Consider the following 14,959-nt stretch of genomic DNA (forward strand, 5'->3'; position numbering starts at 1 on the left):
GTTACACGGGCAGGGCGGATGTCTTGCCCTTGGCCTCGTCGTAGAGGCGGCGGAATTCGGCGACCGAGTCGGTCACCGTCTGGTGGAGGGTTTCCAGTTGCTGCGGCGTGAGCCGCGCGATGTTCTCGCGGGAGGTGACGAGTTGGCGGAAGCCGTAGACGCGCTCCGCGACCTCGGTGAAATAGTCTTCGGCCTGACCGGGCTGCGGCGCATCGTCCTCATCCTCCTTCGCCGTCTCCAGCTCGGTCTTGAGGCCGACGCCCTTGATGCCGTGCTTGATCAGCAGTTCATTGAGCGAAAGGCCGGCCGTGAACTTCTCCAGCTTGGCCCGGAGCTGCTGCCCGGCGTGGTTGTCGGCCAGATCGAGCGAGGTCTGATCGCCCGGCAGCGCGAGCAATTCCGGCTTCTGCGCCTTCGTCTTCTCCAGGAAGACCATCGCCAGGCGCATGTAATTGTTCGCCTGGCTTTTTTTGACCGTGCGGCAAATTTCCACCGCGGTGGAAATTTGCCCGATCCACTTGCCGAAATGCCCGTGGGGCAGCGAGGCCTTCACGCGGTGCAGCGTGAGGCCGGCCAGGATGCCGCCTTTGGCGGCGTTGCTCTCCATTTCGCCCACGGCCGCCACTTGGGCGACCGCGAGCGATTGGAGCTTGGCGACACCGTCTTTGGCCACGGCGAGGTCCGGCGCGGCGAGGAGGGTGAGGGCGTGTTTCTTTGGAGAACTGGACATGTTGGGTTGAGAGTTGAGAGCGGAGGGTTGAGGGGCGGTGGCGGCCGTGCCGCGCTTGATCGCGAGATGCACGGCGGGGATGCTCAGCGGCTTGCCACCGCGCACTTCGCACCGGTGCGCCCGCAGCCCCTGCCGCGTGAAATTCCCCCGCGTGCAATACGGGCAGTGGAAGAGCGGATCGGGCGGCGTGGCCTGGCGGATCGCGGCATCCAGGAGGCGGCACTTCGTCGTGCCCTCGCGGAGGTTGCCCGCCAGTTCGCGGGCGCGCCGCAGCACGGCGAGGTCGGTGGCGCCGGCCGCGAGCGAGTTCTTCAGGTCGTCGATATTGCCGTAGACGATCCGGGCGGCGGCGAGATCGAGGGGCGATTGCGTCGGCTTCATGAGGCGAGGAGGACTTTGATCTCGCGCTGGAGCTCGATCAGGGTGGCGCGCGGCAGATCGCGCATGAGCCGGAGGCGGGCCGTCGCGTCGGTCACGGCGCGGACCACAAAGTCCCGATAGCTCTCGATCGGGATGCGATAGGTGGCGCGCGAAGAGCCCAGGCCGCGGACGTCGAGGGCGTTGATCTTCCCTTCCACGATGAGGTCGATCACGTGCTGCGGCGTGATACCCAGTTTCACCGCGACCTCCTCCACCCGGAGCGAGACGCGACCGGGAAAGTCGAGCGAGGCGAAGGGAAACTGGAGTTGCTCAGGCATCAGGGCGAGTGGGTGGTTTTAGCGGGGCGCGATAGTGGAAAAGCTGATAGGTGCGGGCGTGCGGAATGGAGGTGCGGCGATGGCGCTCAGCGGACGTCGGCAAACCCCATGACGCGTTGCCCGATTTTCTGCTCGGCGGCGGCGAGATCGTCGGCGCACTGGTGGAAATGCTCGGCGACGACCGCGCTGCTGGTGGTGTTCGCGATTGCTCGATAGGTGCGGATGCGAGCGTTCACGCATTGCAGGTGATCCTGCACGTGCCCGAGCCGAATCATCTCCTGCTCGGAAGCGGTCACCGAAGCGCCTCCCCTTGGATGAGCCGCGACAGCGGACCATTACGCCGACCTTTGATCGCGGCATAAACGGTGCCTGCTTTGTGGCCGGTCTGGCGAATATACGCGGCGATAGTCCCGTGCTTCGCGATGAGGCCAGCTTTGACCTCATTTCCCATCGGGCTGCTTTTTTTCTTGTGGGGTTTGCGCATGTTATGCGAATGTGTCGTAAATTTGTTACGAGCATTCCGCAAATGCAAGATTCAAATCGCAACTTTTACGAAGATTTCGGAATGCGCCTCGCGTTCATTCGCAAAGCACGCGGGTTGACCCTCAGCGAGCTGAGCAGTGGATCAGCCTCCACCGCGAAGAGCTGGGAGGCTGGCAGCCGACCCCGATCGGATCAATGGGAGGCTGTGGCGGGCCGTCTCGGCCTTTCGGTCAGCTTCGTATTTCTGGGTGTGCCGAAGCTGCGGGAGGATTTCGATTTTATCGCAAAATTTGCTGACGAGGTCGGGAAGCCGCCTGACGCGTCCGCTGTCGTTGCGGCTGAGGATCGAGGCACCTATGGAACTCCGGCCTCACTGCGCACAGAGGCTCGCGCGGAATTGGAGCGTGCAATCAACGCCGCTGGTGACGACATCACGCGGCTAGGTTGGATCGTCCATCAGATCCGGCTGCATCTTACGCCGGCCGGTCACGGGCAACCGGCCGCGCTCAGTCAGATTCGGGAGCGCGCTCAAGAGATGCGAGACCGCGCGGCCAAGCTGCCCGCTGGCAGCGAGCGGAACGTCCTGATCAACGCCGCCGCGTTGCTCGAGCAGAGCGAAGATAATCTGGAGCGTGATCGCGGGGCATTCCGGGCCAAGCGTGATCATACGGAAAGGAGCGCCAGTTAGTCATGAAGCATTCGTGCGATTCCCTCGGCCTTCGCCCTGAGTTCCTCGGTCAACACCCATGCGGAAAGACGCCGCGCATTGAGCCGCTCCAGCTCGAAATCGTAATCACGGATCATCTCCTCGGTGATCGCTCGCATCTCCGCAGCCGTGCGTGCCCGCGCCAAGCGGTGCCGGTAGTGGGCCGCGTTGGGTTTTTGGGGGAGATCAAGCGAAAGCTGAAACGAGACGACTTTACCCACTGGACGGGTGTTTCCCCTAGTGACGCGGCGGCTCGTAGCGGCGTGCAATAGGAAAAATCGCTGCCGCTCATGAATCCTGCTTGCGCTCTCTTCCGCACCCGTTCCTGTCGGTTTTCGACAGGTTTGCTGCATGGCCGATTCCTTGGGCGGAGCGTTCCCTCGCCGGGTGGCTGCCGTATCGGGTTCGATCAACCTTCTCCCCACCGTTGCCAAATATGCCAAGGCGCGCGCCGAGCAGCTCGGCGTGACACCGTCCCTCCTTCTGCGGTTGCTCTTGCAGAACTACCTCTACGGGCCACCGCTCGGCTTGCCTCCTCATCTGGGGAAGCGAGATCGATTAAAGCGGCAGCCGGTGCAGTGCTCGCTGCCGGGGAGCTTGCGGCGGGCCGGCAAGGCCGCTGCCAAGCGGTGGAAAATGTCGTTCAGCGAACTGATGGAATCGCTCCTGGCGGCCGATGCAGACCGGGGCGAAGACACGCTGCGCATCTTTCCTCCCCACAAGAAACCGAAACCCGATACTGAAATCCAGCTATGATCCCCAAAGCCTGCCTCCTTGCCTTCATCCTCGCGTGCGCGCTGTTCGCCGGCTGCGCGTCGCCCACCTTCAGCACCGAGCAGATCGAGGCGAATGTGACGGAGCCCACGCCGTCCGCCGTCGAAACGAAGGTCCGCGACTTTATGGAGCTTCGCCTGAAAGACCCGGCCAGTGCGGAGTATAAAGTCGGAACGCCGGAAAAGACCGTGCTCACCACAGCGGGCAAGCCGACGTTCGGATGGAAAGTCTCAGTCCTGATTAATGGGAAGAACAGCTACGGTGGATACACCGGCTTCGAGGGATACGCATTCTTTTTCGTGCACGATCAGATCGTCAGCTACCAGGACCCGGAGATGGCGAAGATGGGCTGGTGGACCCCCGTGAAGTAATATCTACACAACTGATGCACACCCTCGGCTGGATTGTTGCGGCGGTGGTGGGATTGATCGCGAGCGTGGCAGTGCTCGTGTGGTGCCTCGACGCGGCGGGGCTCGGTCCGGAAGATCGCGAGGCGGAAGCGGCGCGGACGTTTGATCGCGAGCGGGATCTCCGATGCCTCAAATAATCGATGCGTGGGACAGCAATTGACCCACCCTTACCGTAGTTTAGTATTCCCTAATTATCCGAGCTTCAATAGTTGGAGCCCATCCATTACCCCATGAGCAACGTAAGCAAGCGGCTGATATATCAACGCACGGATTGGCAAATTCCCAGCACCGATCGGCTCCAGCAACTATTTCAGAGAGCACTCACCCAACGTGCAGGTGATGCCCGTGCTCAGCCAATTAGTGAGGACGCTTCAGCGACCGCAGGGACGTGGCGAAAGATCACCTATGCCAGTGACAGGAATGGCTGCGCATTCGGCAAGCTGGTCCAGTTTACACACGGCTTGCGGCAGGAAACCGTGCGCGTGCGGCAAGATGGAGCGGAACCTCCGGAAGGTTCAGTCGCCGCGCCCGCTGGTGAAGAGTTTTCCGGCGGGGCACTCTACTTTTGCTTTGATGGCGATCACGTCGTCGTCGCCCAATCGCAGTCTTTGCGTATCAGTCAGCTTGAGGAATATCTCAATTGGCTCCTCAGAGAGCAGCTTCCAGCGGGGAACTTCGTCACGCTCCTCTCGCTTCCACCTGCGGCTGGTCGTCGCATTCTTGAGCGCACTCCCCCGACATCGGTGATGTTTTCCCGGCCAGTCGAACTTCCGAGCAATGATCAAACCGGCGCGGCGCAGTTTAATCGTGATGCGAAAATCGATGCCCTTCAAACGTTCCTTGGAGTGGACGACCTCCGCACGATGATGCCACACGACGTCGCTGCGGGAGGGCGTGTCCAAACGTCCATACGATTATGGTGGACGAAGAAGACGGGCGGCGTTCGCCCCGACGAGTTCTTGCAAGGTTTGGGGCGGGTGGGTTTGCGGATGCTCGACGAAGACCCCTCGGTCGACATTGCGGTCGATGTTGGGGCTACTACGCTCACCAGGCGCCAATTAAGCATGGCTGAGTCATGTTCGATCGCATTGGTCGAGGGGCGGGTTCCGCCGGAGACGGTCTGGGATAGGATGTTGCGATTTTTAGCGCGGTTGCGGGAACGCGGAGAGATCCTAGACTGACTCTGTGCGTATGAAAAAGGAGAGCGGCTTTCTGGTCTTGATTGGTCTGCTCGGAGCAGGGGCGGGTGGCTGGGCCGCGGACATTTTCGGCGCGAGAGCCGTGGGCAGCCTCCTGATGTACTCGGGCGGATTGGCCACCGCCTTCTTCTTTGTCGCACGAATGATAAACGCGGCCTTCAATGCAATGACTGAATTGCAAGCGTTTGATCGGCTGACGCGCGACAGGTATGAGCTCGCGATCCGCACGCTTCGGAGGCGCTTCATCGTGCGCTTGATAGTCGGACTCGCCCTTTCTTTCCTGACCGTGGGAGCAGGTGTGCTCCTGAAAGAGGCGGTGGCCCAATCTACAAGGATGACTATGAGCCTCGCAGCTTTTGGAGGAGCGGCGCTGTTGGTGGCAGCCGTTATGGTTGGCGCACAGCTCTGGGCTGCCAGTTGGGCAGGCGATTACATTGCAGAGTGCAAGCGCATAGCTCGCGAGCAAAACTCTACGCGGGAACGTCTGGCTAATTATTCTCTAGGAAAGCTGCACACCTAATAAACAGTGACCCAGCCCCGGCTTGAACCGCCGGGGCTTTTTTGTGTCGGTGCGCCGGCCAAATTCGCACCGGTCAGTGCGAATTTGCCCAATGCAGCCAACGGGGCCAATGGGCTCAGTGACTCGCTCGTGACCGGCTGATATTCTGCGGGGGCAATGACCCCGCCTCGGCCCACGCCGCTTCTCGGATTTGAGACGCCTTACGTCAAGGCAGGAGACGTCGTGCTCCCGGTTCTCGCGGGCGTAGGCAAGGACGCCGAGCTGTGCGCCACACCCGCGATGTGGCGGCGCATCTTCGACGTCCTGGAGCCGCTCGTGCGCGAGGCGCGCGGCGACGCGGGCTCCGCTGTTCCTGCTTCGGTCGGCCGCGCGCCGATCCTCAAGCCCAGCCGCCGCATCCTCTGATTTTTCCACCCGTATCCAACCATGAAAGACACCATCCTGTCCCTCATCCGTCACGGCCTCACCTTTGGCGGCGGCTTCCTCGCTGCCAAGGGTCTCATCACCGAGCCCACGCTCGCGACCCTCGTGCCCGCCGTCGTCGCTGCCATCGGCGCGATCTGGGGCGCCAGCGACGAATACCTCGCCGCCAAGAAGGCGAAGGCGACGCCCGCCGCCTGACCATGTGGGCCGCGGTCACCGCCATCTTCACCGCGCTCGCCGAGTGGCTGCGCCTGAAGCAGCTCACCGCGGCCTACGATCTCTCCCGTCGTATCGAAACCGACATCGAGGCCGATGAAACCGCGCTCCTCCTGCTCCGCCATCACACTGACGATGATGCTCAGCGTGCTGCTGACCGGCTGCGGCAGCGTATCATCCGGACCCAAGGCGTCGCCGTCTGCGCCGCTCAACATCTACCAGCCGCGGGTGCTCCTGCTCAAGGCGGGCCAGCCAATCCAGACGGCGGCGGGGATCTACACCCCGCAAACGGATGAGACCTGGCACAGCCCGGCCGCATTCGAAGCACTCGAACAGGAAACCCTGAACCTTTCGGCCGCGCTCGCCCAGGAGCGCGCCCGCACGAAATGATCCCGCTCTTCGCCCAAACCACGCCGTCGCCCGCGGCCGTCGCCTCCTTCGTCAATGTCGTCGAGGTCGCGGCCTGGCTCGCGGTCGCCTTTGCCGCCGTCGTCGTCGCCTGGCGGCAGATGACGGGGAAGAGCGAGGAAACGCGCATCAGCCCATCGCCCCTCGAAGTGAAGCAACACGCCCGCCTGGCGAAGTGGGAGGAGCTGGAGACGGTGAAGGCCGAGGCGCACGGCCGGATCAGCCGCGAGCGCAAGGAGATCGACGCCGCGATCGTCCGCGTGGAGCAGCAGCAGCGCGCGCTGGGCCTGCGCATCGACGACGACCTGCGCGAAATCCGCGACGCGATGCAGGCCAATAACGAGGCCGCGGAGAAGCGCGTCGAGCGGATCAACGCCCGGCTCGACAACCTCAACACCGTCGTGACCGACCTGCCCGGCCGGATCGTGGGCCTGATCGATGGCGCGAAGCACCTCTGACCATGTCGCCGCTCGTCATTCGCAAAACCATTCTCGCCGAACTCGCCGCCGCGCCCGTCGAAGGGCTCACGCAGGCCGGGCTCCTCACGCTCGTCGCGCTGAAGCTGCCCGGTGTCACCATGGCCGATCTCGCCGACGAGCTGTCCTGGCTGCGCGATCACGCGCTCGCCGTCTTCACCGCGCATCCTCTCGACGAGGACAACCGCGAACTGCGCACCTGGGCCGTGACCCAGCCCGGCCGCCTCGCTCTCAAGCAATGAGTCCGCGCGTCGCCCTGACCATCATTCTGTCGCTCGTGCTCGTGCTCGCTCTCGCGATCGCGGGGCTTGTCTACGCCCTCGCAGTCCGTCCGGCGGTCAGCTTTCCGTTGCTGCCGCGCACCCCTTCATCCACCGCAGCCGCAGACGGCACCACCGTGTGGCGCTCGTGCGCCTTAATCTCGGCCGTAGTCCCTGCGCGTGGATTCTCTTTGCCCTCCTCCGCGGTCACCCGCGGCCCTGACCATGATCGACCCAACCTCCCGGCCGGTGCCCGTTCGCGCGGGCTTCGGGTTTTCGTAGTTGGCCTGGCAAGCAATACGGCGGCCGCGGCCGTCCACGCTGCCGGCCGGGAGAGAATTTCTATACCCACCCGTAAATGCACCGCAGCCGCCGCGTCGAGTGTGTCGACGCGTTTTCAACCTGCACCCGCGATGGCTGTGAGCGCGGGCACGCTCCTGGCATGAGTCGCAAGCGCCGCAGCGACGCCAAACTCCACGCGCTCCCGGAGCCCGTGAAGGAGCAGCTCATCCGCTGGCTCACGGAGGAAAACGTCTCCTATGAAAAGGCGAAGGAACGCCTGGAGATGGATTTCAACGTCCGGGTGTCGGTCGGCGCGCTCTGCGATTTCTACGCGACGGAATGCTACCTCCAGACGTCGGCATCCGCGCAGGAGTTCGTGACGCGCGTCGAGGCCGAGGTGCGGGCCGACGGTCGTGCTTACGACGCGGCGACACTCGCGCTGATCCGCCAGCGCGCCTACCTGCTCGCGCGCACCCAGGGCGCCAGTGTCAACGACCTCGCGACGCTCGCGGGCATCATCGGCGACACGGCGCGGCTGGAGCTTCGGCAGCGCGAGCTGACGCTCTCCCTGGACAAGTTCCGCCATCAGGTGAAGAGCGACATCGAGAAGGGTCTCGATGCGTTGCACGCCGAGATCAAGGGCCATGCCGACGCGTTGCAGCTCTTTGAGCGCATGAAGGCGATCGTCATGCACAGCGTGGAGGGCACGTCGTGATGATGCACGCCAGTGCGGCGAACAACGATCGCCGCCAATCCGCTTTCGGAGCGCTCGACGCGAAGCTGCACTCCAGTGACCAGCTCGCCGACGTGCCGCGCGCCGACAGCTTCAAGGCGTTTCTCCGCGACGACGCTCGCGTGAAGACGAAGGACGGCTCGGCGCCCTACAGTTTCACGGGCCGCGAGGCGATCGAGGGGATCGTCGATCGCATCGATCTCATCCTTGGCTCCGAGACCGGCAAGCCGCTCAAGGACGCGTCGCTCGCCGTGTGCGGCGGCGCGCAGTGGGGCAAGTCCGTCCTCGGGCTGAACTTCACGGCCTACATGACCGGCCTGAAGTATCGCAACGTCGGATATTACCTCCCGGACGACGATCTGGTGCAGGGTGTCGTCGACGGCAAATTCCGTCCGGAAGTGCTCGACCTGCTGCCGTGGTATGCCCGGCAAATCTCGGTCGGGAAGACCGTGAACGAGAGCGGCAAGGCGGTGAACCGCAAGGGCGCTTTCCTGGTCTCGCGCCCCGGCGGTTCTCCTGGCCTGGGCATGTTCATCGGCCTCAACAAGAAGGTGCCGACGACGTTCACGATGGACGCCGTCATCCAGGACGAGAAGGACGACATCAAGGCCGCGCGGGCGAAGTTCCTCCGTGGCCGCATGACGTCGAGCGATCTGCGTTTCTCGCTCGTGATCGGCACGCAACGCATCGCTGGTGCCGGCCAGAATGCGGAGTTCGAGGCGGGCACCCAGGAAGTCTGGGAGCTGATTGATCCGGTCATCGCCGACGGCTTTTGCCCGGAGGAGCACTGGCCGCAGATCTGCCGCGTGGCGCTCGACGGCACGCCGAAGCCCGACGATCCGCAGCTCGGCTGGGAGGGCGTGTTCAAGCGGCCCGGCAGCGACGAGGTGATCGCGACCTTCGATCCGGAGGCGCACTACTACCTCGCCAACCCGCTCACGGGCACGCCGCTCGATCGGAAGCACGGCCGCTGGGTCTGCCGTCGGCCGGACCGAATGAAGGAGCGGAAATTCTCGATGCGCGTCTCTCAGTTTGGCATCGAGGCGATCGATCTCGTCCAGATCGTCGCGCATTGGCGCGACGCCGTCGCGGACCCGGAGCAGATGATCGTCTTCGCCTGCGATCGTCAGGCCATGCCGCGCAGCACGCTGCAGCAGCTCGATCAGGCAATTCTCGATCGCGCCCGCACGACGGAGCGGTTTCCGCTCTCGCTCGCCGGGCTCGGCGAGGCGCCGTGCTACGGCGGACTGGATACGGGCGACCGCTGCTGGTTTACCGTGCGCGAGAGCGCGAGCCCGGTGGTGAAGCGCCTGCGTTACGCCGAGCAGATCGCCCTTGGCCGCGTGAAGGCGCGGGCAGTCGAGCTGTTTCATCGCTGCCACCTGTCGTGCCTTTTCATCGACGCGCGGCCGGCGGCCCAAGAGGCGCGGCACATCACCTGGGCCGTGCACAACCTCCTCGACTACGCGTGGCCGAAGATCGACGAGCCCGAAAAAGCCTACATCCAGTTTCCCGGCGACCTCGCCTGGGATGGCCCGTCGGGCAAGTGGAAGGGCCTTCGCGCCGCCGTCGTCGAGTTCGCGCTGAAGGATGGCCAGGGCGTGCGTCACAAGCTCGGCATCACCCAGGAGGGCAAGTTCTACCCGATCATCCAGTGCAATCGCGATGAATCGATCCAGGGCGTGATCAACGAGCTGCTGACGATCAAGGAAGGGCTGGTCCACGTGGTCGACGGCAAGTCGCGCGAGCTGCCGATCCTCCGGCTGCCGTTCACCGGCACGGGCGCGGCGCCCGCCGCCGAGCTGCTCAGCCAGCACTTTCTCGCGGGCTCGAAGAAAGACCGCCATGAGACGACGGCCGAGGAGCACTTCGTCGACAAAATCGAAAACCACTACCTGCTCTCGGCCACGTATGCCCGGCTGGCGGAGTCGATCGGCTGCTCCGCCATCGCCGCGCCGTTCGTTTACGAGCGCGTCGAGCCCGCCTCGTCCACCAGCGCCCTCTGATCATGCCACGCGCAAAGAAGACCACGTCCCGCATCGACGCCGAGCGCGTCCGGCTCGCGCTGATGGGCAGCGAGAACATGATTCGCGGCCTCTCCGCGGAACGCCTCGCGCGGGCGCTCGACGATTTCCGCCGCGGTTGGCTGCGCGAGGCCGCCGTCCTCTGGCAGATCATCCGCGAGCGGGATGACACGACGCTCGCCGTCACGGAAAAACGTGATCTCGACGCAGCGCTCCTGGATTACGAGATTCTGCCGGTCGACGATTCGCCGGAGGCGGAGAGAGACAAGCAGGCGCTCAAGGCTGCCTACAACGGGCTCACCGCCACCGATGCACTCGACCAGAACAAGCGCGGCGGCGTCGCGGCGCTGATCAAGATGATGATGCACGCCGTCGGTCACCGATGGGCGGTGTTCGAGCTGATTTGGGACCCGAGCGGAGAAGACCTCACGGCAGAATTTCGTTTTGTGCCGCTGCAATTCTTCGAGCACACGGTCGGGCGGTTGCGCTTCCTGCCGGTCGAAGGCGCCTATCAGGGTGAGGACTTGGAGGACGGTGGCTGGATGGTCGTCTGCGGCCCCGGCCTCATGCAGGCCACCAGCATTGCCTATTTTTTGAAGCGCTCGCCGCTCCGTGCGTGGGCGATCCTCTGCGACAAGTTTGCGGTTCCATATCTGCACGGCGAATCGTCGGCCCAGGTGGGCTCGAAGGAATGGAACGCGTTTCGCGATGCGCTCGCTTCGCTCGTCAACGACGGCGCGGTGCTCACGTCGCCGGGTGCGAAGATCACGCCGATCACCATCACGGGCGCGGAAGCCCCGGCCGAGGCGCTCGTCGATCGTTGCGACCGCGGGATCACGCGCATCTGGCGCGGCGCCGATCTCGGGACGATGAGCAAGGACGGCGCGGCGGTCGGTTCGAATCCCCAAGCGAGCGAAACCGACATCTTGTCCGCGGCCGACGCGCAGAACATCAGCGAGACGCTCAACTACTATTTCGATCGTCAGGTGATCCGGTATCGGTTCGGCACCGAGCCGAAGGCGTATTTCAAGCTCAAGCCGCGGACGAAGATCAACCAGGACCTGCAGCTCAAGATCGACGACCAGCTCATCAAGTGGGGCTGCAAGCTCGGGATCAAAGACCTGATGGAGCGTTACGGCCGCGCCGAGGCGGACGCCGGGGAGGAGGTCGCGATCGCCTCCGTGCCGCCGAGTCCGTTTGAAGCCCAGGCTTCTACGGCCGTCGTTCCGGCTGCCTTGGTCAACGAAGCCGCCAGCAATCGCGTGGCGCTCGTCGCCCGCGCGGCGGCCCAAGCCCGACCAGCCGAGCAGGCGATCCTTGATCCGATCCTTCGGCGCCTCGCGGCGATCGAGGCGATGCCCGATCCCGCCGCCCAGCGGGCCGCGCTCCAGGAGCTGCGCGCCGCGTGGCCGGTGCTCGGTCGCGCCGCGCTCCAGCAGGTGCCGGCCCTCGCCCAAGCCATCGAGCAGGCGATCGCGCCCGCCGTCGTCAGCGGCCTCGCCGAAGTCCCGAAATCGTCGCCCCAAAACGCATGAAAAAGCCTGCTTCCGCGCATTTCGATTTTAACGGCCTTGCCGCCCAATCCGCCCGTAGGCCCGCAGTGGGTCGGAAAATGGCGGGCAGGGCCATTGCAAGCGCTGCAATCGGCCTCCGTCAGCGCCATTGCAACGATGCGATAGTTTGGGATCTAGCCGCCTTGGCGAACGAAGCGCCGTTTGCGGGCGAGCCGATGGTCGGGCTCGGCAACGAAATCGCCGCTACGGATGGCGACGGCTGGGCCCGCATCCCCTACGGCGAGCACGAGCACGAGCTCGGCATCCAGCGCTTCGGGCGCGCGCAGGCGGAAGAGATGGTCTCCTATTTCAAGAACACTTGGAACCGCCTGAAGCGCGCTCTTTCCGGTCTTCCAATCTATAAGGGGCACCCCGATCTTGCCGACGTCCTGCGCAAGCAGCGCACGGCGCTCGCCAACGAAGCCCAGCGCGCCGCACTCGACCGCAAGATCGCCGAGCTGGAGCGCCAGTATCCCGATAAGAGGGAGTACGGCACCATCGCGGACATGGAGGCGCGCGACGACGGCCTCTACATCAAGCCCGTGCTCGGTCCCGCCGGCGTCGCCCTGGTCAACGAAGGGCGCGACCGGTTCTCCCCGCATTGGCTCGGCAAGATTCTCGGCGAGGAGCGCGGCCGCACCGTCTACGGCCCAGCGATGTTTCTGAGCATCGGCCTCACCGATCGGCCAAACATCGCCGGCACTTCTCTCGTTAATACGAAACCCGCAACCATGAATAAAACCCTCCTCATCCAGCTCCTCGCGGCTCTCGGCCGCACGCCTCTCGCCAACGAGGCCACCGATGACCAGTTCAACGCCGAACTGACCGCCGCTCTGCCTATCGCCACCGCGCTCGCGCAGCGGCCCGAGGCCACCGCACTCGCCAACGAGCAGACTGCGCGCGGCACGGCGGAGACTCAGCTCAACGAGACGAAAGCCAAGCTCAACACCACCGAGACGGCGCTCGCCAACGAAAAGAGCGCCCACGCCTCGACGATCAAGGCGCGCAATGAAGCGCTGGTCGCCGACGCGGTGAAGGCCGGCCGCATCCTCGAAGCGAACAGGACCGTATGGCTAGGCCGCCTTGAACGCGACTTCGCCGTCGAATCCGTCGCTCTCGCCAACGAAAGCGGCGCCCTCAAGACGACTTCGCGCACCAACGATCTCGGCAACCGGAAGGAACCTAATGCCGCTGCCGACCAATTCACGGCCCTTGTTAACGAGGCGATGCCGCAGCACGGCAACGACTGGGCCAAAGCTTGGAAAGCCGTGAAGGCGACCAAGCAGGGCAAGGAGCTCTTCGACAAGATGGACAAGCAGGAGTCCACCGACTGAGCCGGCTCGCCCGTCTTTCCCCGTTCACCGCGTTTTCCGCCACCCTCACTCAGAACTCAAAACCCGAATCCAGATGCACACCCTGCTTCTCATCATGTCCGTCCTCGTCGCGATCGCGCTCCTCGTGAGCTGGATCGCCTCCCGCCCTCGCGGCGCCCAGTTCACTCCGCTCGCCAACGATGTCGCGGCGGGCATTCACGACGATCTCCAGATCACCCTGGAGGCGGCGGTCGCCACGCGGCACCTGCTGCTGAAAGCTGGCGCCGCCGCCCGCGCAGCGCTGATCGGCACCGTCGCCGATCGTCCGATCGGCTTCGCCGAGGACGAGGGCGCGATCGGCGACAAGATCGCATTTTACCCGCTCGGCTTCGGCCGGCGCACCGTGCTCGGGCGCTCCGCGGCCGCGATTGTGTCCGGCGCACAGCTCACGTCAGCCGCAAACGGGAAGGTCATCACCACGCCCGGAGCGGCCGGCACTTACTGGGTGGTCGGCACAGCCTGGGGCGATGCCGCCGGCGCCGACGAGGACATCGAGATCATCCCCTGCACGCCCTTCCAGGTCGTCGTGAGCTGATCGGCCCGCCGCACCTGCTCCCACCTCTCAACCAACCTCTCTCAGTTTTTTTTATTTCCATGAAAGCTCTCCGCACCACCACCGGCATCGCTCTCGCGAGCGGTGGTTTCTTCCCCCTCGTTTCCCTGGGCAACGAAGCTCGCGTCGTCACGGACGACGGCTCCGATCTGCGTCCCGGACTCGTCGCGCTCGCCAACGAGACGCGATTCAACGTCTCCCACTTTTCCGAGTCGCTCACCCAGTTCAGCACTGGCTACCGCGACCCGGAAAACCTCCTGGCCGCCACCGACTACATCGCCCCTCCGGTGCAGGTTGGCCGTCGCTTCGACTGGAAGAACGCCGACCAGTCGAAGTATTTCCTGACGGAAATCGACGACGAGCGCCCGATCGGCGGCGGGTTCAAGAAAGTCGAGTTCGGCGGCGCCGAGCAGACCTCGAAGACGAAGAATCGCGGCCTCATGACCGTGATCGACGCCGACGAGTCCGGCGGTGTCATCGACGAGGAGGCGATCACCGCGAGCCTGCTGCAGCGGATCTTCCGCAACAAGTATCGCCGTGCGATCACGGCCCTGCTCGCGATCACGGCGGGCGACGGCGCGATCTTCGCCGCGAACACACAGCCGGACGAAATTCTGAAGGCCGCGCTCGAGGCCGCTCAGCTCGAGACCGGTGTGTATCCGAACCGCGGGCTCATTGGCCTGTCGGGGTGGAATCTCCGCAGCGCGGCCTACGCCGCGCAGAACACGGCCGGCGCCACGGCGCAGCTCACGAAGTCGCTTAGCCAGGTGGCGGGCGATCTGTTCCTCGACGAGCTGCGCGTCGACAAGTCGGTGTATCAGCAGACGAAGACCGCCAAGGGCCGGATCGTGCCGGCGAGCTTCATTGGCTTCCACGGTCGCGACGGGCTGACGAAAGACGATCCCTCGAACCTCAAGCAGTTCTGGACCCCCGTCGTGGGCGGCGGCCGCTACCGTGTCTACCGGCGTGTCTACGGGCCGGCCGACAAGTTCATCGAGATCACCATCGAGCACTACGAGAATATCCTCGGGACCTCCTCGATCGGCGCCACGCGGAAGAATATCACGAACGCCTAAACCCTGACCGGCGTTTTCGCACGCTAAAGTCCCCGCCGACGGCGGCGGGGCTTTAGCGAACT

At 64.4% G+C, this 14,959-nt stretch carries 22 protein-coding genes; 17 read left to right on the forward strand and 5 right to left on the reverse strand.

The window, feature by feature from the left end:
• Position 1: 1 nt before the first annotated feature.
• From K0B96_RS06510 to K0B96_RS06525, 4 genes are all read right to left on the reverse strand, one after another.
• A complete protein-coding gene (locus K0B96_RS06510; protein ID WP_220165187.1) occupies positions 2-1,111 on the reverse strand; it encodes a hypothetical protein in 1,110 nt (369 codons plus the stop codon).
• Positions 1,108-1,428, reverse strand: a complete 321-nt coding sequence (locus tag K0B96_RS06515) for a hypothetical protein (RefSeq protein WP_220165189.1) — start codon at positions 1,426-1,428, stop codon at positions 1,108-1,110. Before K0B96_RS06515 ends, K0B96_RS06510 begins: the two co-directional genes overlap by 4 nt.
• An 86-nt stretch (positions 1,429-1,514) precedes the next feature.
• A complete protein-coding gene (locus K0B96_RS06520) occupies positions 1,515-1,724 on the reverse strand; it encodes a hypothetical protein (protein ID WP_220165190.1) in 210 nt (69 codons plus the stop codon).
• Positions 1,721-1,912 (reverse strand): hypothetical protein, encoded by a 192-nt coding sequence (locus tag K0B96_RS06525; RefSeq protein WP_220165191.1) that lies wholly within the window; start codon positions 1,910-1,912, stop codon positions 1,721-1,723. The genes K0B96_RS06520 and K0B96_RS06525 overlap by 4 nt, the downstream gene beginning before the upstream one ends.
• A gap of 42 nt (positions 1,913-1,954) precedes the next feature.
• On the opposite strand from K0B96_RS06525, the gene K0B96_RS06530 reads away from it, so the two are divergent.
• A complete protein-coding gene (locus tag K0B96_RS06530) occupies positions 1,955-2,599 on the forward strand; it encodes a helix-turn-helix domain-containing protein (protein WP_220165192.1) in 645 nt (214 codons plus the stop codon).
• Here the strand turns inward: K0B96_RS06530 and K0B96_RS06535 are convergent.
• Positions 2,596-2,838: a hypothetical protein gene (locus K0B96_RS06535; protein ID WP_220165194.1), complete on the reverse strand. Its 243-nt coding sequence runs from the start codon at positions 2,836-2,838 to the stop codon at positions 2,596-2,598. The genes K0B96_RS06530 and K0B96_RS06535 overlap by 4 nt on opposite strands.
• Before the next feature lie 130 nt (positions 2,839-2,968).
• On the opposite strand from K0B96_RS06535, the gene K0B96_RS06540 reads away from it, so the two are divergent.
• The 16 genes from K0B96_RS06540 to K0B96_RS06615 all read left to right on the forward strand — a co-directional run bounded on the left by K0B96_RS06540 (position 2,969) and on the right by K0B96_RS06615 (position 14,897).
• Positions 2,969-3,373, forward strand: coding sequence for a hypothetical protein (locus K0B96_RS06540; RefSeq protein WP_220165196.1), 405 nt, complete (start codon positions 2,969-2,971; stop codon positions 3,371-3,373).
• Positions 3,370-3,762: a hypothetical protein gene (locus tag K0B96_RS06545; protein ID WP_220165198.1), complete on the forward strand. Its 393-nt coding sequence runs from the start codon at positions 3,370-3,372 to the stop codon at positions 3,760-3,762. Before K0B96_RS06540 ends, K0B96_RS06545 begins: the two co-directional genes overlap by 4 nt.
• A 14-nt stretch (positions 3,763-3,776) precedes the next feature.
• Positions 3,777-3,938 carry a hypothetical protein gene (locus K0B96_RS06550; protein WP_220165200.1) on the forward strand — a complete coding sequence of 54 codons (162 nt, stop codon included), beginning with the start codon at positions 3,777-3,779 and terminating at the stop codon, positions 3,936-3,938.
• A gap of 93 nt (positions 3,939-4,031) precedes the next feature.
• Complete coding sequence (locus K0B96_RS06555) at positions 4,032-4,982, forward strand: hypothetical protein (protein WP_220165202.1); 951 nt, start codon at positions 4,032-4,034, stop codon at positions 4,980-4,982.
• 10 nt (positions 4,983-4,992) lie between these two features.
• Entirely contained in the window at positions 4,993-5,520 is a 528-nt protein-coding gene (locus K0B96_RS06560; protein ID WP_220165204.1) for a hypothetical protein, read from the forward strand.
• A gap of 156 nt (positions 5,521-5,676) precedes the next feature.
• Positions 5,677-5,925 carry a hypothetical protein gene (locus K0B96_RS06565; protein WP_220165206.1) on the forward strand — a complete coding sequence of 83 codons (249 nt, stop codon included), beginning with the start codon at positions 5,677-5,679 and terminating at the stop codon, positions 5,923-5,925.
• A gap of 21 nt (positions 5,926-5,946) precedes the next feature.
• On the forward strand, positions 5,947-6,141 hold the full coding sequence (locus K0B96_RS06570) for a Pam3-gp28 family putative phage holin (RefSeq protein ID WP_220165208.1): 195 nt from the start codon (positions 5,947-5,949) through the stop codon (positions 6,139-6,141).
• 114 nt (positions 6,142-6,255) lie between these two features.
• Positions 6,256-6,549, forward strand: coding sequence for a hypothetical protein (locus K0B96_RS06575; RefSeq protein ID WP_220165210.1), 294 nt, complete (start codon positions 6,256-6,258; stop codon positions 6,547-6,549).
• Complete coding sequence (locus tag K0B96_RS06580) at positions 6,546-7,025, forward strand: hypothetical protein (protein ID WP_220165212.1); 480 nt, start codon at positions 6,546-6,548, stop codon at positions 7,023-7,025. Before K0B96_RS06575 ends, K0B96_RS06580 begins: the two co-directional genes overlap by 4 nt.
• A gap of 2 nt (positions 7,026-7,027) precedes the next feature.
• Entirely contained in the window at positions 7,028-7,285 is a 258-nt protein-coding gene (locus tag K0B96_RS06585) for a hypothetical protein (protein ID WP_220165214.1), read from the forward strand.
• A gap of 460 nt (positions 7,286-7,745) precedes the next feature.
• The gene (locus tag K0B96_RS06590) at positions 7,746-8,300 is read left to right on the forward strand and encodes a hypothetical protein (RefSeq protein WP_220165216.1); all 555 of its coding nucleotides are present in this window, start codon (positions 7,746-7,748) and stop codon (positions 8,298-8,300) included.
• A complete protein-coding gene (locus tag K0B96_RS06595; protein WP_220165218.1) occupies positions 8,300-10,324 on the forward strand; it encodes a hypothetical protein in 2,025 nt (674 codons plus the stop codon). Before K0B96_RS06590 ends, K0B96_RS06595 begins: the two co-directional genes overlap by 1 nt.
• Positions 10,325-10,326: 2 nt before the next feature.
• Positions 10,327-11,877 (forward strand): phage portal protein family protein, encoded by a 1,551-nt coding sequence (locus K0B96_RS06600; RefSeq protein WP_220165221.1) that lies wholly within the window; start codon positions 10,327-10,329, stop codon positions 11,875-11,877.
• Positions 11,874-13,229: a phage protease gene (locus K0B96_RS06605; protein ID WP_220165223.1), complete on the forward strand. Its 1,356-nt coding sequence runs from the start codon at positions 11,874-11,876 to the stop codon at positions 13,227-13,229. Before K0B96_RS06600 ends, K0B96_RS06605 begins: the two co-directional genes overlap by 4 nt.
• A 73-nt stretch (positions 13,230-13,302) precedes the next feature.
• Positions 13,303-13,803 (forward strand): capsid cement protein, encoded by a 501-nt coding sequence (locus K0B96_RS06610; protein WP_220165225.1) that lies wholly within the window; start codon positions 13,303-13,305, stop codon positions 13,801-13,803.
• 59 nt (positions 13,804-13,862) lie between these two features.
• Complete coding sequence (locus K0B96_RS06615; RefSeq protein ID WP_220165235.1) at positions 13,863-14,897, forward strand: hypothetical protein; 1,035 nt, start codon at positions 13,863-13,865, stop codon at positions 14,895-14,897.
• Positions 14,898-14,959 lie beyond the last annotated feature (62 nt).

The sequence above is a fragment of the Horticoccus luteus genome (assembly GCF_019464535.1).
Classification (GTDB): Bacteria; Verrucomicrobiota; Verrucomicrobiia; order Opitutales; family Opitutaceae; genus Horticoccus; species Horticoccus luteus.